Annotated in this window: 13 protein-coding genes; 9 read left to right on the top strand and 4 right to left on the bottom strand. The window is 68.2% G+C overall.

Translation table 11 applies throughout. From position 1 onward, the window contains the following. Positions 1-193 precede the first annotated feature (193 nt). Positions 194-1390: a lytic polysaccharide monooxygenase gene (locus VFV67_RS07660; RefSeq protein WP_326468337.1), complete on the bottom strand. Its 1197-nt coding sequence runs from the start codon at positions 1388-1390 to the stop codon at positions 194-196. Positions 1391-1697: 307 nt separating this feature from the next. Between VFV67_RS07660 and VFV67_RS07665 the strand changes: the two genes are divergently transcribed. The 6 genes from VFV67_RS07665 (at position 1698) to VFV67_RS07690 (ending at position 15091) form a co-directional block, all read left to right on the top strand. Beyond that, on the top strand, positions 1698-4574 hold the full coding sequence (locus VFV67_RS07665; protein WP_326468339.1) for a glycoside hydrolase family 48 protein: 2877 nt from the start codon (positions 1698-1700) through the stop codon (positions 4572-4574). Between the two features lie 79 nt (positions 4575-4653). Next, entirely contained in the window at positions 4654-7218 is a 2565-nt protein-coding gene (locus VFV67_RS07670; protein ID WP_326468341.1) for a glycoside hydrolase family 9 protein, read from the top strand. A gap of 196 nt (positions 7219-7414) precedes the next feature. Continuing rightward, positions 7415-10141 carry a cellulose binding domain-containing protein gene (locus VFV67_RS07675; RefSeq protein ID WP_326468343.1) on the top strand — a complete coding sequence of 909 codons (2727 nt, stop codon included), beginning with the start codon at positions 7415-7417 and terminating at the stop codon, positions 10139-10141. Between the two features lie 98 nt (positions 10142-10239). After that, positions 10240-11913, top strand: coding sequence for an endo-1,4-beta-xylanase (locus tag VFV67_RS07680; protein ID WP_326468345.1), 1674 nt, complete (start codon positions 10240-10242; stop codon positions 11911-11913). A 226-nt stretch (positions 11914-12139) separates the two neighbouring features. Further along, positions 12140-13732, top strand: coding sequence for a heme peroxidase family protein (locus tag VFV67_RS07685; protein ID WP_326468347.1), 1593 nt, complete (start codon positions 12140-12142; stop codon positions 13730-13732). A 105-nt stretch (positions 13733-13837) separates the two neighbouring features. Beyond that, on the top strand, positions 13838-15091 hold the full coding sequence (locus tag VFV67_RS07690; protein ID WP_326468492.1) for a cytochrome P450: 1254 nt from the start codon (positions 13838-13840) through the stop codon (positions 15089-15091). A 48-nt stretch (positions 15092-15139) separates the two neighbouring features. On the opposite strand, the gene VFV67_RS07695 is transcribed toward VFV67_RS07690, so the two are convergent. The 3 genes from VFV67_RS07695 to VFV67_RS07705 all read right to left on the bottom strand — a co-directional run bounded on the left by VFV67_RS07695 (position 15140) and on the right by VFV67_RS07705 (position 18343). After that, complete coding sequence (locus tag VFV67_RS07695) at positions 15140-16600, bottom strand: sialidase family protein (RefSeq protein ID WP_326468349.1); 1461 nt, start codon at positions 16598-16600, stop codon at positions 15140-15142. Positions 16601-16731: 131 nt separating this feature from the next. Next, on the bottom strand, positions 16732-17010 hold the full coding sequence (locus tag VFV67_RS07700; RefSeq protein ID WP_414636198.1) for a YidH family protein: 279 nt from the start codon (positions 17008-17010) through the stop codon (positions 16732-16734). A gap of 97 nt (positions 17011-17107) precedes the next feature. Next, positions 17108-18343, bottom strand: coding sequence for a sigma-70 family RNA polymerase sigma factor (locus VFV67_RS07705; RefSeq protein ID WP_326468351.1), 1236 nt, complete (start codon positions 18341-18343; stop codon positions 17108-17110). Positions 18344-18504: 161 nt separating this feature from the next. On the opposite strand from VFV67_RS07705, the gene VFV67_RS07710 reads away from it, so the two are divergent. The 3 genes from VFV67_RS07710 to VFV67_RS07720 all read left to right on the top strand — a co-directional run bounded on the left by VFV67_RS07710 (position 18505) and on the right by VFV67_RS07720 (position 23215). Continuing rightward, complete coding sequence (locus VFV67_RS07710; RefSeq protein WP_326468352.1) at positions 18505-20094, top strand: tryptophan halogenase family protein; 1590 nt, start codon at positions 18505-18507, stop codon at positions 20092-20094. 3 nt (positions 20095-20097) lie between these two features. After that, the gene (locus VFV67_RS07715) at positions 20098-21321 is read left to right on the top strand and encodes a cation:proton antiporter (protein ID WP_326468354.1); all 1224 of its coding nucleotides are present in this window, start codon (positions 20098-20100) and stop codon (positions 21319-21321) included. A gap of 130 nt (positions 21322-21451) precedes the next feature. Continuing rightward, positions 21452-23215 carry a hypothetical protein gene (locus tag VFV67_RS07720; RefSeq protein WP_326468355.1) on the top strand — a complete coding sequence of 588 codons (1764 nt, stop codon included), beginning with the start codon at positions 21452-21454 and terminating at the stop codon, positions 23213-23215. Positions 23216-23222: the final 7 nt, after the last annotated feature.

The raw sequence follows: 23222 nt of genomic DNA on the forward strand, positions 1-23222 counted from the left end.
AGCTCGGCTGCCCGAATCGAGAACTCAGGTGTTGGGGGCGGGGGTTCGGGTCGAGGGGTGGGGTGGGGGGTCGGGTCGGGCGTTGGGGGGTTCGGGTCGAGGGGTGGGGGCGGGGTTCGGGTCGGGGGTTGGACGCTTTGGGTAGGCCGAAGGCCGCCTTCGGGGTGTGAAGGCGGCCTTCGGGTTGGGTGGATCAGCCGCCGTGGTGCAGGTGGGCGGCGTGGGTGTCGTGACTGGTGTGCATGTCGTGACCGGCGTGGGCGTCGTGGCCGGCGGCGATGGTCGCGATCATGGCGGGGAGTTGACGGATTCGTTGGAACACCGGGGCCAGCGGGGTGGCCTCGGGGGCGACGACGGTGGCCGCCGTGGGGACGCCGCAGGCGACGACGTCCGTCGGTGGGTTGTTGGTTCCGGTATGGGACCCGGTGAAGCCGAAGGACACGGTCTGACCTGGGTTGATTCTGAGGTTCCACTGCATATTGATCGCGGTGACCTCAGCCTCGTTCTGTCGGATGTCTGCGTTCCAACCCTGGTTGATCCGCTGCCCGTTGGGGAAGGTCCAGCGGACGGTCCAGCCGAACACCGGTTGGGTGCCGTTGTTGGTCACCCGGACCTCGGCCTGGAACCCGTTGTTCCACGCCGTTCCCGGGACGTACTGCACCGAGCAGTCCGCCGGTGGGGGCGGGGGTGGCGGCGGCGGGGGCGGCGGTGCGCCCGGGCCGAACCACACGTCGGAGCAGTTGTAGAACGCCTCGGGGCTGTCCGAGCGTTGCATGATCGAGTAGATGATGTGCCGGCCGGCCTTGTTCGCGGGCAGGGTCGCCGGCCAGGTGTACTCCGAGCCGTGCGGACCGCTTCCGTTCTGCAGCGGGTTGGTCACCGTGTTGAACGGGGTGGCCTCGAGATCCGACCACTTCAGTGGCGCATCGGGGTTCCACCCGTCCTTGGTCACCCACGACGTGAACGTGCCGGGGTGTGGAGCCCATGCGTTCCACCGGAAGGTGATGTTCGCCCCCGGTAGTAGGGCGGTCGTCGGCCAGTCCTGCCGCGCCATGCGGAACTTGGCGAACGACTCCTGCGGCCCGCACAGGTTGCCGTCCGGGATGATCTCTTGATGCCGGCCGCCGGCGTTGCTGATCAGGTTCCCGAACCAGTTCCAGAACGGGAAGCTGTCACCCTGCTGCCAGGCGTTGGCACAGGCGGCGTTGGTGGGGTTCAGGTTCCCCCCGTTTCCGCCGGCCAACCCGTCCACGAAGCACGCGTAGGTGCGCGACATGGGGAAGGTCGACGCGCCGTGTGCCCATGCCGTCGGTCCGGGCAGCACCACCAGAAGTGTGCTGGTGAGGGTCGCGATCGTGCCGATGGCCCCCATCCTGTGGAGTGCTCTCATGCGCCCACCGTCTCCTCTCAGTTACCGAAAGCGATTGGGAGCGCTCCCAGGATCTAGAGGGTTACATGTGCATGTCAATCCCATGCCGGCTGATCAAGCTGTCAATGTGCCACATCAGGCGGGTTGGCTCTGGTGAAACATTGACACCTCAGGTGATGACCTGGTAACAACTTGTTTACGGAATTCTGGGAGCGCTCCCAGAATGTCTCGCACCGCCCATGCGGCCACCCGGACGCGGCATGACCACCTGGAGCACTACATGAGACGACACCACAGGCTGGGAGCGCTCCCAAGCGTAACCCTGGCCTTGCTGCTTGCGGCAGCCCCTGTCGCGACAGCTTCGGACATCTCGCCACAGGCGATCGCCTGCTCGGTCAACTACAGCGCCAGCAACTGGGGTGGCGGTGGCGGTTTCACCGCGGGCCTGCGGCTGACCAACCTCGGCGACCCGCTCACCGGCTGGACGCTGAGCTTCACCTTCCCCGGCAACCAGCGGGTGGCCCAGGGCTGGAACGCCACCTGGAGCCAGGCCGCCGGCAGCGCCAACGTGACCGCCACCAGCCTGGACTGGAACCGCAACCTGGCCGCCAACCAGTCCACCGACATCGGCTTCAACGGAACGTTCACCGGCACCGCCAACACCGCGCCGACCAGCTTCGCGGTCAACGGCGTCACCTGCGGCGGCGCGAACACCGCGCCGACCTCGACGATGACGGCTCCGACCACCGGCTCCACGTTCACCGCCGGTTCGAACATCGCGCTGGCCGCCACCGCGGCCGACTCGGACGGCAGCGTCACCCAGGTCGAGTTCTACGCCGGCAACACCCTGATCGCCACCGACACCACCAGCCCCTACACCGGCAGCTGGCAGAACGTCGCGGCCGGCAACTACGTCCTGGTGGCCCGCGCGATCGACAACGCAGGCGCGTTCACCAACTCCGCGCCGGTCGACGTGACCGTCACCCCGAACACCGGCCCGTCGGTCGTGGTCGCCCCGGCGGCGATCAACGTGCCGGAGGGCAGCACCGCACCGGTGGCCGTCCGGCTGTCCCAGCAGCCGACCGGCTCGGTCACGGTGAACACCGCGCGCACCTCCGGTGACACCAACCTGACCGTGTCCGCCGGTGCCGCGCTCACCTTCAACCAGACCACCTGGAACACGCCGCAGAACGTGACCCTGGCCGCCGCCGAGGACGCCGACAACGCCAACGGCACGGCCACGTTCACCGCGACCGCCACCGGCCACACCGCGGCCACCATCGCGGCGACCGAGGCGGACAACGACCAGTCGGTCTACACCCAGCGGTTCATGGAGCTGTACAACAAGATCAAGGCTCCGGCCAACGGCTACTTCAGCAGCCACAACCCGCCGATCCCGTACCACTCGGTGGAGACGCTGATCGTCGAGGCGCCGGACTACGGCCACGTGACCACGTCCGAGGCGTACAGCTACTGGATCTGGCTCGAGGCGCAGTACGGCCAGGCGACCCGGGACTGGACCCGGTTGAACACGGCCTGGACGTCGATGGAGACGCACATCATCCCCACCGCAACCGACCAGCCGAGCAACGCGGCCTACAACCCGAACGACACGGCGACCTTCGCCCCGGAGTTCGACCTGCCCAACCAGTACCCGTCACCGCTGGACGCCAACGTCGCCACCGGTCCGGACCCGCTGGCCAACGAGCTGCAGAGCGCGTACGGCACCCGGGACATCTACGGCATGCACTGGCTGCTCGACGTGGACAACCGGTACGGCTACGGCCGCCGTGGCGACCGCACCGGCAGCCCGTCCTACATCAACACCTTCCAGCGTGGCCCGCAGGAGTCGGTGTGGGAGACCGTCCCGCAGCCGTCCTGGGAACCGTTCAACAGCGGCCAGGGTGGCCCGAACGGGTTCCTCCCGCTGTACATCCAGGACTCGTCCTACGCGCGGCAGTGGCGCTACACCAACGCGCCGGACGCCGACGCGCGTGCCGTCCAGGCGGCCTACTGGGCCAATGTCTGGGCGACCGAGCAGGGCCAGGCGGCCGCCGTGGCACCGATCATGACCAAGGCCGCCAAGATGGGTGACTACCTGCGGTACTCGTTCTACGACAAGTACTTCAAGCAGGTCGGCAACTGCGTCGGCCCGACCACCTGCCCGGCCGGCAGCGGCAAGAACAGCTCCACCGGACTGCTCACCTGGTACTACGCATGGGGTGGCGCGCTGGACGGCGGCTGGGCCTGGCGGATCGGCTCGTCTCAGGCGCACTTCGGTTACCAGAACCCGCTCGCGGCCTTCGCGCTGTCGAGCGTGCCCGCCCTGCGCCCGGTGTCGCCGTCCGCGGTGACCGACTGGTCGCAGAGCCTGACCCGGCAGGTCGAGTTCTACCGGTGGCTGCAGTCCGCGGAGGGCGGCATCGCCGGTGGCGCGACCAACAGCTGGGCCGGCCGGTACGCCACGCCGCCGGCCGGGCTGCCGACCTTCTACGGGATGTTCTACGACGTCGATCCCGTCTACCACGACCCGCCGAGCAACGAGTGGTTCGGCATGCAGGTCTGGTCGATGGAGCGGGTCGCGGAGTACTACAACGTGACCGGCAACGCGACGGCGAAGACCGTCCTGGACAAGTGGACCGCATGGGCCAGGGCCAACACCACCGTGAACGCGGCGGCCGGGACCTGGCAGGTGCCGAGCAAGCTGGGCTGGTCCGGGGCGCCGGACACCTGGAACCCGACCACTCCGGGTGCCAACGCCGGCCTGCACGTCTCGGTGCTGGAGCGGGGACAGGACGTGGGTGTGACCGCGGCCCTGGCCAAGACGCTGATGTACTACGCGGCGCGCTCCGGCGACACCGCATCCCGTGACATGGCCAAGAACCTGCTCGACGCGATGTGGGCGACCCCGAACCAGGGCACAAGGGGTATCACCACGGTCGAGCCGCGGACCGACTACAACCGGTTCGACGACCCGGTCTTCATCCCGAGTGGCTTCACCGGGACGATGGCGAACGGAGACCCGATCAACGCCAGTTCCACGTTCATCGGCCTCCGATCCTGGTACCGCCAAGACCCGGCCTGGTCGCAGGTGCAGACGTACCTCAACGGCGGCGCGGTGCCCACCTTCCGTTACCACCGGTTCTGGGCGCAGGCCGACATCGCGATGGCGATGAACGACTTCGCCCGGCTGTTCCCGTCCTGATCCCGGGAGGCGGGGTCCGCTGCACCAACCCGCCGCGCGGGCCCCGCCCCCCTTCCCAATGACGCGAAGGGACCTGGACATGCGTGTTCGAGCGATGCTGACCGCGCTCGGTGTCGCACTGGGTGTCGTGCTGGTGGCGCCGACGGCGCCGCCGGCACACGCCGCGGTGTTCAACTACGCCGAAGCACTCCAGAAGTCGCTGTGGTTCTACGAGGCACAGCAGTCCGGTCCGAAACCGGCGTGGAACCGGGTCAACTGGCGGGGAAACTCGGCCATGACCGACGGTTCGGGTACCGGCGCCGACCTCACCGGCGGCTGGTTCGACGCCGGTGACCACGTCAAGTTCGGCTTCCCGATGGCCGCGTCGGCCACCATGCTGGCCTGGGGTGCGATCGAGTACCGGTCCGCGTACAGCCAGTCCGGCCAACTGACCCACCTGCTGAACAACCTGCGGTTCGTCAACGACTACTTCATCAAGGCACACCCGTCGGCCAATGTCCTCTATGGACAGGTCGGCAACGGGGGACAGGACCACGCGTTCTGGGGTCCGCCGGAGGCCATGGGGATGACCCGGCCGGCGTTCCGGATCGACGCCAGCTGTGGCGGCTCGGACCTCGCCGGGGAGACCGCCGCGGCCATGGCCGCCTCCTCGATGGTGTTCCGCAGCACCGATTCCGGCTATGCCAACACGTTGCTGTCGCACGCCCGGCAGCTCTACACGTTCGCCGACACCGTGCGGCGCAAGTACTCCGAGTGCATCACCGACGCCTCCGGGTTCTACAACTCGTGGAGCGGTTTCCAGGACGAGCTGGTCTGGGGTGCCGCCTGGCTGTACCGGGCCACCGGCGAGCAGGCCTACCTGACCAAGGCGGAGGCCGAGTACGACCGGCTGCCCACCGAGCAGGGCACCGGATTCCGCCCGTACAAGTGGACGATCGCCTGGGACGACAAGTCGTTCGGCACCTACATCCTGCTGGCCCGGATCACCGGAAACCAGAAGTACGTCGACGACGCCAACCGCTGGCTGGACTTCTGGACGGTCGGCGTCAACGGTCAGCGGGTGCGCTACTCGCCGGGCGGCCAGGCGGTGCTGGACCGGTGGGGATCGCTGCGCTACGCGGCGAACACCGCGTTCGCCGCGTTCGTCTACAGCGACTGGCTGACCGACGCGACCCGCAAGGCGCGCTACCACGACTTCGCCGTGCGCCAGATCAACTACACGCTCGGCGAGAACCCGCGCAACGCCTCCTACCTGGTCGGGTTCGGGGCCAACCCGCCGCGCAACCCGCACCATCGCGGTGCGCACGGCTCGTGGTCGAACAACATCGCCGAACCGGTCGCCAGCCGGCACGTGCTCTACGGCGCGCTGGTCGGCGGGCCACCGGATCCGAACGACGCCTACACCGACAGCCGGCAGGACTTCGTGATGAACGAGGTGGCCACCGACTACAACGCCGCCTTCACCGGCGCGCTGGCCCGGATGTACGCCGAGTTCGGCGGCACCCCGCTGGCCAACTTCCCGGTGGCCGAGCCGCCGGACGGCCCGGAGATCTTCCTGCAGGCATCGGTGAACGCGGCCGGCAGCAACTTCACCGAGATCAAGACCATGATCTTCAACCGGTCGGCGTGGCCGGCGCGGGCGCTGACCAACGGCTCGTTCCGGTACTACTTCACGCTGGACGGGACCACCACGCCGAGCCAGATCACCCTGTCCACCGCGTTCAGCCAGTGCGCGGCGCCGACCGGACCAACGCAGTTCTCCGGAAACGTCTACTACGTCACGATCAACTGCGCCGGGCAGAACATCATCCCGGCCGGACAGTCCGAGCACCGCAGGGAGATCCAGTTCCGGATCGCCAGCTCGGCCACCTGGGACCCGACCAACGACTGGTCCTACCAGGACGTGGCCAAGACCCCGGGCGCCACTCCGGTGACCGTGCAGAACATGGAGCTGTTCGCCGGCAGCACCCGGATCTGGGGCAACCCGCCGGGCGGGGGGACACCCCCGGTGGACGACACCACCCCGCCGACCACGCCGGGCAGCCCGGTGGTCGGGACGATCACCTGCAGCACCGCGACGATCTCCTGGCCACCGGCGACCGACACCGGCGGGAGTGGGCTGGCCGGGTACAACGTCTACCGCGAACAGGGCGCGGCGGACCCGCTGATCGGCCAGACCACCACCAACTCGATCACGCTGACCGGGCTCACCGCGAGCACCGCCTACCAGGTGTACGTGCGGGCCCGGGACGGCGCGGACAACCTGTCCACGGCGACGGCCGCCATCGCATTCAGCACCGCACCACCCTGTCCGGTCACCACCTGCCGGGTGGCCTACACGGCCAACGACTGGGGAACGGGCTCCAACGGATTCACCGCCAGCATCACCATCACCAACCTGACCACCTCGACCATCCCAAGTGGATGGACGTTGGCCTTCAGCTATGCCGCCGGGCAGCGGGTGACGGCCGGCTGGAACGCCAACTGGACGCAAGGAGCCGGCAGCGGAAACGTGTCCGCGTCGGGTAACCAGCCGATCCCGTCGAACGGCTCGGTGAACATCGGCTTCAACGGCACCCACACGGGCACGAACTCGGCACCGACCAGCTTCACCCTCAACGGCCAACCCTGCACGACCGCCTGATCGAGGACAGCACGCTCAACGGTCAGGCGGGCACGATCGCCGCACGAAGAAACCTTTTCATTCCGCATAGGAGGTTTGCGCAAACCGAATCGTCTACAGGTAGTGCGGCATTGTCCACAGATTCCTACCTAGTGTAGGTCTGCTGGAGGGGTCGACAACGAATTGGGCTGCAGCACCCACAATGGAGGGCCGACCTATGCGGAAAAAGCTTGCACATTTGCTGACCGGGATGGTGGTCGCCGGCTCGGCCGTGGTGGTGGCCCAGGGGGCCGTCCAGGCCGGGTCGGCGGCCGCCGACATCACCGCGGTAGCGCAGCCGCACAACTGGCGCAATGTGCAGATCGCCGGTGGCGGGTTCGTCCCGGGGATCATCTTCAACCAGACCGAGCGCAACCTGATCTACGCGCGCACCGACATCGGCGGCGCCTACCGGTGGACCGAGAGCACCCAGCGCTGGACGCCGCTACTGGACTTCGTCGGCTGGAACAACTGGGGCTACAACGGGGTGCACAGCATGGCCACCGACCCGGTGCAGACCAACCGGGTCTACGCCGCGGTCGGCATGTACACCAACAGCTGGGACCCCAACAACGGCGCGATCCTGCGGTCCACCAACAAGGGCGACAGCTGGCAGATCACCACGCTGCCGTTCAAGCTGGGCGGCAACATGCCCGGCCGGGCCATGGGTGAGCGGCTCGCCGTCGACCCGAACCGGAACAGCGTGGTCTACTTCGGCGCGCCCAACGGCAACGGCCTGTGGCGCAGCACCGACTTCGGCGCCACCTGGGCCCGGGTGACCAGCTTCACCAACGCCGGCAACTATGCCGACGACCCGGCGGATCCCAACGGCTACAACAGCCACCAGCCCGGCGTGGTCTGGGTGGCGTTCGACAAGTCCACCGGGACAACGGGCAACACCACCCAGGGCATCTACGTCGGGGTGGCGGACAAGCAGAACACGGTGTACCGGTCGACCAACGGCGGCACCAGCTGGGAGCGGATCGCCGGCCAGCCAACCGGTTTCCTCGCGCACAAGGGTGTCGTGGATCCGGTCAACAAGGTGCTGTACATCACCACCAGCGACACCGCCGGCCCGTACAGCGGCGCCAAGGGCGACGTGTGGAAGTACGCCATCGCATCCGGGAGCTGGACCCAGATCAGCCCGATCCCGTCCAGCAGCGCCGACGACTACTTCGGCTACAGCGGCCTGACCATCGACCGGCAGAACCCGAACACGATCATGGTGGCCACCCAGATCTCCTGGTGGCCGGACGCCATCTTCTTCCGCAGCACCGACGGTGGGGCGACCTGGACCCGGATCTGGGACTGGACCTCCTTCCCGAACCGCAGCTTCCGGTACACGATGAACGTCGCCGCCGCACCGTGGCTGACCTTCGGCACCAACCCGCAACCGCCCGAGGTCACGCCGAAGCTGGGCTGGATGAACGCGTCGGTGGAGATCGACCCGTTGAACTCCAACCGATTGATGTACGGCACCGGCGCCACCATCTACGGCACCACCAACCTCACCAACTGGGACACCAACACCCAGTTCCAGATCAGGCCGATGGTCGCCGGGCTCGAGGAGACCGCCGTGCTCGACCTGATCAGCCCGCCGACCGGCGCACCGCTGGTCTCCGGGCTCGGCGACATCGGCGGCTTCCGGCACACCAACCTGGACGCGGTGCCGCCGATGATCTTCACCCAACCCAACTTCACCTCGACCACCAGCCTGGACTTCGCCGAACGCAACCCGAGCGTGATGGTGCGGGCCGGCAACTTCAACGACGCCGACCGGCCCAACGACAGTCACGTGGCGTTCTCCACCGACGGCGGCGCCAACTGGTTCCAGGGCACCGAGCCCGGTGGCATCAACGAGGGTGGCAAGGTCGCCGCGGCCGCCGACGGCAGCCGGTTCGTCTGGGCGCCCCGCGGACAGACCCCGGTCTTCTCGGTCGGCTTCGGCAACTCCTGGACCCAGATCCAGGGCCTGCCAACCGAGTCGATCGTCGAGTCGGACCGGGTCAACGCCAACAAGTTCTACGGGTTCAACGGTGGCCGGTTCTACGTGAGCACCAACGGCGGCGCGAGCTTCACCGCCACCGTGCAGACCGGACTGCCGACCACGGCGAAGTTCCAGGTGGTGCCCGGCCGGGAGGGCGACATCTGGCTGGCCGGCGACACCGGCCTGTTCCACTCGACCAACTCCGGGACTAGCTTCACGAAGGTGACCAATGTGACCGCCGCACGCAACATCGGCTTCGGCCGGGCGGCGCCGAACCAGACGTACCCGGCGCTGTATGCGGTGGCCACCGTGGACGGTGTGGAGGGCGTGTACCGGTCGGACAACGCCGCCGCCGCCTGGGTGCGGATCAACGACGACGCGCACCAGTACGGCAACATGGGCGAGGCCATCACCGGTGACCCGAGGATCTACGGCCGGGTCTACCTGGGCACCAACGGCCGCGGCATCCTCTACGCCGACCCGTCGGGCACCCTACCCACCTCGACGACCACGACCACGACGAGTTCAAGCACCACGACGACCACGACGACGACCACTACCACCACCACGACCACGACGAACCCGCCGGCCGGTCCGTGCCGGGTGACCTACCGGGCCAACCAGTGGGACACCGGGTTCACGGCCAACATCACGATCACCAACACCGGTAGCGCGGCGATCAACGGCTGGACGCTCGCGTTCACCTACCCCGGCACGCAACGGATCACGCCACCCGGCTGGAGCGCGACCTGGACCCAGGCGGCGGCCGGCGCCAACGTGACCGGAACCAACGTGTCCTACAACTCGACGATTGGAGCAGGCAACTCGGTAGAAGTCGGATTCAACGGCACGTGGGCCGGCAGCAACCCACCGCCGACGAGTTTCACCTTGAACAACAACCAGTGCACAACCGGCTAGGGAGCGCTGGACACCTGGGCGGGTCGCCGCACACGACGCGGTGGCCCGCCCTGGGCGACGGGACGGGCTCCCTCTGAACTGAATACAGGTGGCCTTTGATGAGAAGGAAATTGCTTGCTGCGGCAATTTGCGCGACGCTCAGTGCGCTCGGGCTTGTCGCGCTCAGCACGACCGCAACGGCCGACCCGTTGCGCAGCCACGCCGGCAGCCGGTTCATCGGCTACGCGCTCAACCTCACCGCGCAGGGCAGCGATGCCAGCTACCGCACCGTGGGCGCTCGCGAGTTCAACATCGTCACCGCCGAGAACGCCATGAAGTTCGACGCCACCGAGCCGAACCAGAACCAGTTCACCTTCGGTCAGGCGGACCAGGTGGTGGCCGCGGCACAGGCCAACAACCAGCAGATCCACGGGCACACGCTGGTATGGCACAGCCAGACGCCGGGCTGGATCCAGGGACTGGGCGCGACGCAGATGCGTGCGGCCATGCAGAACCACATCAACACGGTGGTCGGCCGGTACGCGAACAGCGTCCGGTCCTGGGACGTGGTCAACGAGGCGTTCAACGAGGACGGCTCGTTCCGGCAGTCGTTCTGGTTCAACACGTTGGGCCAGAGCTACATCGCCGACGCGTTCCGGTTCGCGCGGGCGGCCGACCCGGATGCCGAGCTGTGCATCAACGACTTCAACACCGACGGGATGGGCGCCAAGAGCAACGGCCTGTTCAACCTGGTGCAGTCGTTGGTCCAGCAGGGTGTCCCGATCAACTGTGTCGGGTTCCAGGGCCACCTGGCGATCCAGTTCAGCTTCCCCAACCAGGTACAGCAGAACTTCCAGCGGTTCGCCAACCTCGGGCTGAACGTGAAGATCACCGAGCTGGACGTCCGGATGCAGAACCCGCGGGACGCCACCAAGGACAACACGCAGGCCACCTACTACCGCAACATGGTCAACGCCTGCCTCGCGGTCACCCGGTGCAACCAGATCACCATCTGGGGCTTCACCGACCGGTACTCGTGGGTGCCGGAGACCTTCCCCAGCGAGTGCTGTGCCCTGCTGTACGACCAGAACTACAGCCCGAAGCCGGCCTACACCGCGGTGCACGACGCGCTGGGTGGCAATGAGCCGGTGCCGCCCGACCCGACCCCACCGACCACGCCGGGCACGCCTGCCGCGTCCAACGTGACCTCCAACAGCGCCAACCTGACCTGGGCGGCGTCCACCGACACCGGCGGCAGCGGTCTGGCCGGATACAACATCTACCGCCGGCAGGGCACCACGGACACCCTGCTGAGCCAGTCCACCACCAACTCCACCACGCTGACCGGCCTGACCCCGTCCACCCAGTACGTGGTGGTGGTGCGGGCCAGGGACGGTGCCGGCAACCTGTCGCCGACCTCGGCGACGGCCACGTTCACCACGTTGGCCGGACCGGTCACCGGCACCTGCCAGGTGGCCTACACCGCAACGAACTGGGGCGGTGGCGGCGGGTTCACCGGCGGGGTGACGATCACCAACACCGGCACGGCGGCGATCAACGGCTGGACCCTCGCGTTCAGCTTCCCGGCCGGCCAGCGGGTGAGCCAGGGCTGGAGCGCCACCTGGAACCAGCCGCAGGGCAGCGCGAACGTCACCGCCACGCCACTTTCCTGGAACACCACCATCCCGCCGAGCAGTTCGGTCCAGATCGGATTCAACGGCTCGTTCACCGGCTCCAGCAACCCTGAGCCGACCGCCTTCACCATCAACAACACAGCCTGCACCGTGGTCTGACCGACCAGAGGTCCACAGCAGACCCACCGCGGAATCTGTCGAATTCGACAGATTCCGTGGTTGGGTCTCTTCGCTCTGCCTTCAGTCCTTTGTGGTCATTCCCCTAGTGGGAACAGGGTCTGGGAAACACCAATTAACATTGGTGGAATGGGCTGGCAATCCGCTTCCCTTTACTGGTTCCAATTTCCGGTGGAGGGGCGGTCATGTCGACAGGAGGGTCGGCACGATGTCGAAGCCCAGCAACAGCAGAACCACGGTGAGCCGGCGCGGTCTCCTCGCCGGTATCGGCGCCGGCGCAGGTGTGCTCGCGCTGCGTCCGATGGAAGCCATCGCCAGCGTCGTCACCGACGCCGCAGGCGGACTCGCCACCAGTCCGGACCGGTTCGGCCGGATCTTCAACCTGGCGCCGTTCGCCGATTTCAACGCCACCGGTTTGCGCAACGCGCTCATGGCGATGGGCCGGCCGGGCGGCGTCGTCGACGCCAGGGACCCGGTGGAGGTGGGACCGGTGCGGCTGATCACCGAGCCGGCACTGAGCCCGAACAACCTGGACAACCCCAACAACACGGCGGGAGTGACCTTCCTCGGTCAGTTCCTCGACCATGACATGACCTTCGACCAGACCTCGCCGCTCGGCGTGGTGACCGCGCCGGAGACCTCGCCCAACACCCGCACCCCGGCGCTGGACCTCGATTCGGTGTACGGGCGCGGGCCCAGCGGCGACCCGCAGCTCTACCAGACCGGGGACCGGGACAAGTTCCGGGTCGAGAGCGGCGGGCTGTTCGAGGACCTGCCCCGGCAGGCCAACCGCACCGCGATCATCGCCGACCCGCGCAACGACGAGAACCTGATGATCTCCGGGCTGCACGCGGCGTTCCTGCTGTTCCACAACCGGGTGGTGGACCGGCTGCGCTCGCAGGGCCAGACCAATGTGTTCGCCGCCGCGCAGCAGCAGGTCCGCTGGCACTATCAGTGGATCATCCTGAAGGAGTTCCTGCCGGCGATCCTCGGGCAGGCACTGGTGGACGACATCCTGCGCAACGGCCGGCGGGTCTACCGGCCGCCCGCCGGGCAGCAGTTCATCCCGGTGGAGTTCCAGGGCGCCTGCTACCGGTTCGGGCACAGCCAGGTCCGGCCGTCCTACCGGGCCAACCTGCGCGGCGACCCCAACGGAAACCCGGCGATCGGCGCTCCGGCCTTCTTCGGAATGATCTTCGACCCGGCCGGCGAGGGCCAGGCCGACCCGGTCGACCTGCGCGGCGGGGCGCGGGCCCCCCGGCGGTTCATCGGCTGGCAGACGTTCTTCGACTTCGGCGGCGACCAGACCCAGCACGTGCGGCCGAACAAGCGGATCGACACCAAGATCTCCTCGGCGCTGCTGAACCTGCCACTGCAGACGCTTCCGGACGGGACGCCGCCGACCGCGCTGCCGGCGCGCAACCTGCTGCGGCACATCACCTGGTCGATCCCGAGCGGTCAGGCGATCGCCCAGGCCCTCGGCATCCCGCCGCTGTGGGCGCAGAACTTCCCCGAGCTGCAGCAGTTCGCGCACGGCCTGCCGAGCAGCACGCCGCTCTGGTACTACATCCTCAAGGAGGCCGAGGTCATGGCCGGCGGGCTGCGGCTGGCCGGCGTCGGCGCCCGGATCGTCGGTGAGGTGTTCATCGGGCTGCTCCAACTCGACCCGACGTCGTTCCTGGCCACCAACCCGAACTGGGTGCCCACGTTGCCCCGCCGGGGTGGTGCGCCGACCGGCGACTTCCGGATGGTCGACCTGCTCACGTTCGCCCAGGTCGACCCCACCAGCCGGGGTCAGTAGCGGATCCGCTCCCGCCCGGCCACACACGGTGACCGGGCGGGAGCCTCGCGCGGGCCGCGGAAAGTGGTGTCTAGTATCTGCCGCGTGGGGCCTCTTCGTTCACGAATAATCGCCTGGATCGGGCGGCGATACCTCGCGCGCACCCAAAAAGACGGCTTTGACCTGTCAAAGCTTTCGCTGTTGCCGGATGCCGCGCTGATGCCGCTGCGGCGGGACGGCCTGGATCCGGTGCGTGAGCTGGGGGAGCGGCGGGAAGAGGAGCCGATCAGTCGGATCCGACTACCACTCGGTGTGACGGTGTGGCTGGTTTCCGGTTACGACGAAGCCAAGGCCGTGCTCGGCAAAAACGAGGGATTCAGCAACGATTTCACCAATTTGATGGGGAATTTCGGTGCGTCGGCCGAGCAGAATCCCGGCGGGCTGGGGTTCGCCGATCCGCCGGTGCACACCCGGCTGCGCAAGCTGCTCACGCCCGAGTTCACCATGCGCCGGCTCGGCCGGCTCACCCCGCGGATCGACGCGATCGTGACCGACCAGCTCGACGCCATGGCCGAGGTGGACGGGCCGGTCGACCTGTGGCGGATGTTCGCGCTGCCGATCCCGTCGCTGACCATCTGTGAGCTGCTCGGGGTGGCCTACGAGGACCGGGAGGACTTCCAGCGACTCTCCACCGCCAGGTTCGACCTGTTCGGCGGCGCCAACGCCTCGCTCGGGGCGATCACCGAGTCGCTGACCTACCTGCTGGACGTGGTGAAGAAGCAGCGCGAGTCGCCCGGCGACGGGCTGCTCGGCATGCTGATCAAGGAACACGGCCACGAGATCGACGACCGGGAGCTCGCCGGCCTGGCCGACGGCCTGCTCACCGGCGGGCTGGAGACCACCGCCAGCATGCTGGCCCTCGGCGCGCTGGTGCTGCTGCGCAACCCCGATTCGGCCGAGCTGGTCGTGCGCGACCAGGACTCGGTCAACCGGTTCGTCGAGGACCTGCTGCGCTACCTGACCGTGGTGCAGGTGGCTTTCCCCCGGTTCGCCACGGCGGACATGGACATCGCCGGGGTGCGGATCGCCAAGGGCGACATCGTGGTGGTCTCGCTGAGCGCCGCCAACCGGGACGGCAAGCTCGGCCCCGGCATGGAGGAGTTCGACCCACGCCGCGCGCCCACCTCGCACCTGGCGTTCGGCTACGGCATCCACCGGTGCGTTGGCGCCGAGCTTGGCCGCATGGAGCTGCGCGCCGCCTATCCGGCGCTGGTCCGGCGGTTCCCGAAGATCCGGCTCGCCATCGACGACGACGCGCTGTCGTTCCGCCCCACCTCGATCGTCTACGGCGTCGACTCGCTGCCGGTGCTGCTGCACTGACCGGCGGTGACCCGGCCGCCACGGCGACCGGGCCACCGGAGCAACCGCTCAGTGGAACCGCAGGCTCGGCGCCGCACCCGCCGCCTTCGTCGCGGTCGCCGGCGCCGACGAGGTCCGCGCGGTGGCCGCGACCGTCCCGCCGGTGAGCTCCAGCCCGCCGGTCGGCACGGTCATCGGCAGCCGGAACGAGCCGCCGGACGGCGCGCCGGCCACCGGGAGCACCGGGAACGCGTTCCCGCCCGGCACTATCGACGTGGAGATGTAGTCGCCGAACATCCGGCCCTGCGAGGTGTTGGGCAGCCAGGACAGCGACATCGGTCCGGCGATCTGGGTCGGCGCGCTCCAGGTCGAGCCGCCGTCGGTCGACGAGATGAACCCGACGTTGAGCTGGCAGGTCGCGGCCGTGCACGAACCGTTGGCGTAGTAGTAATAGGTGACGCCGATCCGGGCGGCGGCACCGCCACTGGTCTGGTCCACCGCGATGCCCGGGGCGAAGTGGTCGACCCCGCTGGTCACCGGGTCGATCGGCACCCGGACCGTCGGGCCCCAAGTCGTCTCGCTGGTCGACTTGGCCAGCACGATGTCGTTGGTGGCACAGCCGGCCCGGAACCCGCAGTCCGCCCAGGCCAGGTAGATCGTGCCCGGGCCGTCCCGGTCGGCGGACGGGAACGGGAACTCGCGCAGCCCGCCCGAGGGGTTGTCGTGCTGGACGGTGTCCACGCCGACCGTGGCCCGCCAGGAGGCCCCGCCGTCCACCGAGCGGAACGAGCGGATCTGGTCGAGGACCAGGTCGTAGTAGGGAACGACGACGGCGCCGCTGTTCAGCACCACCGGCTGCCCGCCGATGCCGACCCCCGCGTCGGCCGGGGACCGGCCCGGACCCCAGGTGAGCCCGCCGTCGGTGGAGGTCTTCATCCGCACGACGTTGCCGGCGACGATGTCGTAGGTGGCGTAGCAGTTGCCGTAGAACTCGCTGGCCGCGTTGTTGTCGCAGGTGATCCACGGCTTGTCCAGGAACTCGCCGAAGGCGACCCGGACCGGGTTGGACCAGGTCAGTCCGCCGTTGGTGGAGCGGCTGGCCAGGATGTCGCCGGTGCTCGACGTGATGCCGATCGAGGTGATCATCCACACGTTGTGCCGGGCGTCGAAGGCCACCGCCGGACCGGACACCTGGCCGTACGAACCGCGCGGGCTGCTGTTGGCGGTGAGACCGGGCAGGAAGCCGCGGGTCCAGGTGGACCCGCCGTCGGTGGACGTGGCCCAGCCGATGTTCGACGCGCCGCCACCGAACACCCGGCCGCTCTGGAAGGCCGACACGATGGTGCTGCCGAACTGGAAGGTGTCCGGTTGGACCTGAGTCTGGTGTTGTGCCTGGGCATCTGTGTAGGGATCGCTGCTGACCGGGGTGACGGGGACGTTGGCAATGGCCGGAGGTGCCGCGAGCAGGACCGCGGTGGCGGCTGAAATGGTGGCGACGCCAAAGCGCGCAAATAGGCCGACAAGACGCATGAGCGTTCCCTTCCCGTTTGTGGTGGGCGTTTTAGGCGTTTTAGGTAGGGAAAAGGCCGGCCTTGGCGGTTGAGGTGTAGCACCGGGTCCGGCGAAACGGCAAGAGCCCTAGTGGAATGCCGCAGCGGTTGTCAGACGATCAGCATCAGCACCGCGGCCAGCACGGTGGCCAATGTGAGTCCGGTGCCGAGGATCCACGCGGTCCAGGACGGAGGCAGCGGCTCGCCCAGCCGCATGGCCCGCTCCACCCGGAGCCAGCGCCGGTGGCCGGTCGCGGCCAGCAGCAGCGCGAGGCCGATCAGCAGCAGCCCGAGAATCAGCCGGGGCGCCCGGGGAATGGTCGGGGACAGGAACTGTATGACGCCGATGCCGGCGGCCAGCAGCGCGAGCGAGGTGCGGATGCCAGCCAAGAAAGTGCGCTCATTGGCCAGCGAGAAACGGTAGTCCGGCGGCTCGCCGACCTCGCGGACCGACCGGTCCGGAGTCCACCCCCGAATTCGGGCCATTCTACTGGCCGTTCTCTCCTCGGGACCGCCCTTGCTGGTTCTGTTCTCCCTGGTCGTTCGGATTACCGTTCCCGGCTGGTTTTCCAGGATTCTTCGGCGGCTTTCCCGGAGTCGGGTTGGGCGACCCCTGGCTGTTTTCCGCGGAATTCTCCGCCGGCGTTTCCGACTCGTCCTGCGGGTCCGCCGGTTGCGGCGCATTCACCGCGCCGGATTCGTCCCCGTTCCGGTCGGGGACCGGAACCGCGCCCGGCCGCCGGCCGGCGCCCGGCCCTGGCGCCTGCGGGCCGGAGATCGCCCGGTCACCGCCGGGCAGCGCCGGGACCGCCTCGCCGGGACCGCTGGCCGTCACGGTCACCGCCGTCACCGCGGCGACGGCCGCGGCCGCGCCGGCCTGTGCCGCGCCGGTGGACAGTAGCGCTTTCACCCCGGTCAGCCAGGACGCCGCCGCCACACCGGTCCAGACCACCGGCTTGAGATACCCGGAGACCAGCGGCGCGCCGAGCACGATCGCGGCCAGGATGGCCGGCAGGTCCCCGTTGACCCTGGCCAACCCGTCGGCCAGGTCCCGGCACCGGCCGCACCGGTTCAGGTGCGCGTCGATCTTCCGCTGCTGCGGGGCGGAGATGCTGCGGCGCACCCAGCCGGCCAGCTTGTCCCTTGCCACCCGGCATTCCCGCAGATGGCTGCCGGCCGGCACGTGCTGGCGCAGGTAGGCCTGGCGCAGTCCCTCCCGGGCCCGGTAGGCCAGCGCGGCCACCCCGTTCGGGGTCATGCCGAGCAGCGGCGCGATCTCGGTCGGCGACTCGCCCTCGATCTCGGTGTGCCAGAGCACCATCCGCCAGCGCTCCGGCAGGCCGGCGAACGCGTGCGCGGCCTTGGCGTGCGACTCGTCGCCGGCCGGCTCGGCCGGCATCTCCGACAGGATCGCCTCCGGCAGATCCGCGAACAGCGCCGTGGCGAGGTTGCGCCGGCCGGAGTTGATCGCCAGGTGCCGCATCGTCACCAAGAGATAAGGACGGAACTCCTCGGTCGGGCCCCGGCCGGAGCGCAATGCCTGCAGCACCCGGGTGTACGCCTCGGCAACCAGGTCCTCCCGCTCGGCGCGGGTGCGGGTCAGGCACCCGGCCATGCGGTTGGCCGCCGGCAGGTGCCGCTGGTACAGGACGCCGTAGGCGGTGGTGTCGCCACGCCGTACGGCGGCGATCAATGCGGCGTCGCTCGCGGACTCGGGAGACATCGCCGAAACATTACGGCACGAGAGTGGAGTTGTCGCGTTCCGTGCGGACACCGTATGTAGTAACGAGCAAAACCCGTTTGGCGGTGTCCTGACCGGACATCATCCTGGAAAACTTCCGGCTCGTTCCAAGATCGATGCAGGCGAAGGCTGAACGGGGTCCGATGGACAACAAGATCGCGCGTGTCGTAATCGTCGGCGGCGGCACGGCCGGCTGGATGGCGGCCTCCTACCTGGGTAAGGCCCTTGGGCCAGGCGTAACGATCACGGTGCTCGAGGCACCGGCGATCCCCCGGATCGGCGTCGGAGAGGCCACCGTTCCGAACCTGCACAAGACGTTCTTCGACTTCCTGGGCTTATCCGAGGAAGACTGGATGCGCGAGGTCAACGCCAGCTTCAAGATCGGCATCAAGTTCGTCAACTGGCGCACCGACGGTGCCGGTGCGGCCGCGCCGCGCCCGCACCGGGGCGGCTCCGACCACTACTACCACCAGTTCGGACTGCTGCCGAATGTCAACAACGTACCCCTGTCACATTATTGGGTCCACAAGCGATTGGCCGGGGCGACCGACGAGCCGTTCGACTACGCCTGCTACCCCGGCGCTCCGGCACTGGACGCCAAGCTCTCGCCGCGCTTCCTGGACGGCACCAAGTGGACGAACTACGCGTGGCATTTCGACGCCGCGCTGGTCGCCGACTTCCTGCGCCGGTTCGCGGTGGGCAAACAGGGCGCCATCCACATCGAGGACAAGATGACCGAGGCGGTGATCGACCAGCGCGGGCACATCACGTCACTGCGCACCGAGGGCGGTCGCACCATCGACGGTGACCTGTTCATCGACTGCTCCGGCTTCCGCGGCCTGCTGATCAACCAGGTCATGAAGGAGCCGTTCCTGGACATGAGCGACCACCTGCTCAACGACAGCGCGGTGGCCACCCAGGTGCCCAACGACGACGCCGCGCTCGGCGTCGAGCCGTACACCTCCTCGATCGCGATGACCTCGGGGTGGACCTGGAAGATCCCGATGCTCGGCCGGTTCGGCACCGGCTACGTGTTCTCCAGCCGGTTCCAGTCCCGGGACGACGCCACCCTGGAGTTCTGCCGGATGTGGGGGCTGGACCCGGAGACCCAGCCGCTGAACCAGATCAAGTTCCGGGTCGGCCGCAACCGCCGCGCCTGGGTGAAGAACTGCGTGAGCATCGGCCTGGCCTCGTGCTTCCTCGAGCCGCTGGAGTCCACCGGCATCTACTTCATCTACGCCGCGCTCTACCAACTGGCCAAGCACTTCCCGGACAAGAACTTCGACCCGATCATGTCCCGCCGGTTCAACGCCGAGATCGAGACCATGTTCGACGACTCGCGCGACTTCGTGCAGGCGCACTTCAGCTTCGCCCCGCGCAACGACACCGCGTTCTGGCGGGCCTGCAAGGAGTTGGACCTGTCCCCGAACATCAGCGAGAAGATCGCGATGTACCGGGCCGGGCTGGCGGTGAACATGCCGATCGTCGACGAGACCAACTACTACGGCAACTTCGACGCCGAGTTCCGCAATTTCTGGAACAACTCCAATTACTACTGCATCTACGCGGGGCTGGACTTCCTGCCCGACCACCCGCTGCCCACGCTGGCCGCCCGGCCGGAGGTGATCAGCCAGGCGGATCCGGTGTTCGCCGACATCAAGCGCAGGCAGCGCGAACTGCTGGACACGCTGCCGACGACGTACGAGTACCTGCGCCTGCTGCACGGCAAGTAGCCGGTGACCACGCACCAAGCCACGGTCCTGCTGTTCGACCTCGCCCTGATCGTGGTGGTCACCAGGTTGTTCGGGTCGCTGGCCACCCGGTTCGGCCAGCCCGCGGTGATCGGCGAGGTGGCCGGCGGGATCCTGCTCGGGCCGACGCTGATCGGCGCGACGCTGTCCGAGACGCTGTTCCCCACCGACGTGCGCCCGTTCCTCGCGGCGCTGGCCAACCTCGGCGTCGCGCTGTTCATGTTCGTGGTCGGCCTCGAACTGGATCAGGGCCTGGTGCGCGGCAAGCTGCGGGTCGCGCTGAGCGTGTCGGCCGGTTCGATGCTGCTGCCGCTCGGCTTGGGCATGCTGCTCGCCCTCTACCTGTTTCGGCACCATCCGACCGGGGACCGGCTCGGCTTCATCCTGTTCATGGGCGCGGCCATGTCGGTCACCGCGTTCCCGGTGCTGGCAAGGATTCTGACCGACCGGGGGTTGCACCGCGGGGTGATCGGCGGGCTGGCGCTGGCCAGCGCGGCGATCGCGGACGTGCTGGCCTGGTCGCTGCTGGCCGTGGTGGTGGCGATGGTCAGCGGGGCGATGCAGTGGCAGCTGGTACTCACCGTGCCGTACCTGCTGGTGATGTTCGCGTTCGTGCGGCCGGTGCTGCGCCGGTTGGTCGGCGGCGAGCGCACGCCGGCGCGCACCCGGTTCGCCGTGGTGCTGGTCGGCCTGCTCCTCTCCGGCGCCCTCACCGAGTACTTCGGCCTGCACTTCATCTTCGGCGCGTTCCTGTTCGGCGTGGTGATGCCGCGCGGAACCCTGCTCCGCGAGGACATCCTGGGCCCGGTCGAGCAGGTCAGCATGACCCTGCTGCTGCCGGTCTACTTCGTCGTGGCCGGGCTCAAGGTCGACCTGTCCGGCATCGACGCCATCGGGATCCTGGACCTGAGCCTGATCCTGCTGGTCGCGGTGCTCAGCAAGTTCGCAGGTGCCTTCGCCGGTGCCCGCCTGCAGGGCGTCGGTGCCCGGGACGCCGCCGTGCTCGGCACCCTGATGAACACCCGCGGCCTGACCGAACTGGTGATCCTCACCGTCGGCCTGCAGCTCGGCGTACTGGACACCACCCTCTACTCCCTCATGGTCGTCATGGCCCTGGTGACCACCGGCATGGCCGGCCCGATGCTGCACCTGATCGGCAGAAAACCCGCCTCCGACCCCGAGTTGGACCGGGCCACATCGGTTCAATAGCCATTTTCGGCATCTGGCAATTGAGTTTGTCCTGAACTAGTGCTGTCCAGGTGACTGGCGTCATGTTGAAATGAATGCTGCCAGCACCCGGTCTCCGCCCGCGGACGGCGCTCGTTGGGAGTGATGTCATGTGCAGCCGCTGCCACTCCACCGGACGATCGTCGCCGTTGATGTGGCCGGCTTCACCAACCCGATGCGGACGTTGGTGCACCAGACCGCGGTGCACGAGGGCCTTTACGAGGTACTGAACCAGGCGTTCACCGAAGCGGGGGTGAACCTCGGTAAGTGTCGGGTCGAGGACCGGGGCGACGGCGCATTGATCCTGCTGCCCCCGGATATTCCCAAAAGTCTTCTGGTTGACCGCCTTCCGGACCGGTTGGTGGCCGGACTGCGCCGGTACAACGCGGTCCATTCCGCCGCGGCCACCGTTGCGCTCCGGCTCGTTCTGCACGCCGGCGAGGTGCACCAGAACGCCCACGGCTCGGTCGGCCCGGCCATCAACCTCGCATTTCGCATTCTGGACGCTTCGGACGCCAAAAATGCCCTTAATATGTCAAACAGTGTGCTGGCCGTGATCGCGTCCGATCAGTTCTACCGCGACGTGATCGTCCAGGACCCGGGGACCGCACCGGACACGTACCGGCGGATCCTGGTGCTGGTCAAGGAAACCTCGACGCTGGCCTGGCTGCGCCTGCCGGACCGGCCGGCCACCGTCTCGGACGTACCGGAGGCGGTGCTCGACCTGTTGCCGGCGCGCGACCTGGACCGGCTGCGGACCTGGCTCTCCGATGTGGCCGTGACCCAACTGCCGACCCTGGTGCAGCGCGCGGGCGGTCCGGGGGTGCAACCCGCGCCGCACGGGGCCGACGCCTGGGAAGCGTTCCTGCATCTGGCCGACTTCAACGCCGGTGCCGACGGGATTCCGCCGGCACTGGCGTTTCTGGAGCTGATCACCGCGCAACTCACCGGCCCCGCTCGGGACCAGCTCGCGGAGTGGATCGAGAACCAGTCCCGCCGGCTGCGGCTCGGCCCGGCGATGCGGGTCCGGCGGGAGCACCATGCGCGGGCGTTCACCGACACCCGGCTGCACCTGATGATCGTGGTGCTGCACGACGGCATCGATCCCGGACGCTACCTGCTGTCCAGCTGGCGGCAGGACGATCCGGCGGTGTGGCCACCGACCCGCGGGGAAATCCGGGAGGTCGCCCTTGATGAGCTCGAACCGCGGGTGGACGAGCTGGTCCTGGACGCCGAGCGGGCCTGGTCCGGCCACGGCGGATCGGTGCTGCTGGAGTTTCTGCTGCCGCGCGCGTTGCTGCACCTGCCGGTGCACCGGTGGTGCAAGGAACACGACTCGGGTGACCCGCGGCCACTGTTTCTGGACTATCCCATCGTGGTGCGTTCCCTGGAACGCATGACTTCTCCGCACTGGCACCGGGTCTGGCACGAGCGTTGGCAGGCCATGGTGCACGACCCGTCCCCGGACCGGGTGCACTTCAGCCAACCGGAGAACCTGGCCGACCGGCACCGGGTCGACGCGATCCTGAGCAGTACACATTGGACACTGATGGTGTTGAATCGGGCCCCGCCGGTCCAGCACGACCCGGCGGCCGGATCGCCGGACGAACTGACCGCGGCCTTGCGCGCCGGGATGCCGGCACTAATATGGCATTCCGAGGCCTCGTCGGAAGCATTGCGGGATATTGTCAACTGGCTGGTCAAGGGCGATGGCATGAATGATCTTCCGCAGCGTGCACAGGCCTGCCGACTTGCTCCCTTGCTGGAACCGACGCCGCCATTCGACGCGGAGTTGGTACGTGATTTGGTGATATTGTGGGATGATCCTTCTCGGGTGGTCGTTCTCGATCAGTCGCCAGGACGCCCGCGGTTGTGAGGAATAC

The sequence above is a fragment of the Actinophytocola sp. genome, assembly GCF_035762905.1.
GTDB lineage: Bacteria > Actinomycetota > Actinomycetes > Mycobacteriales > Pseudonocardiaceae > DASYTH01.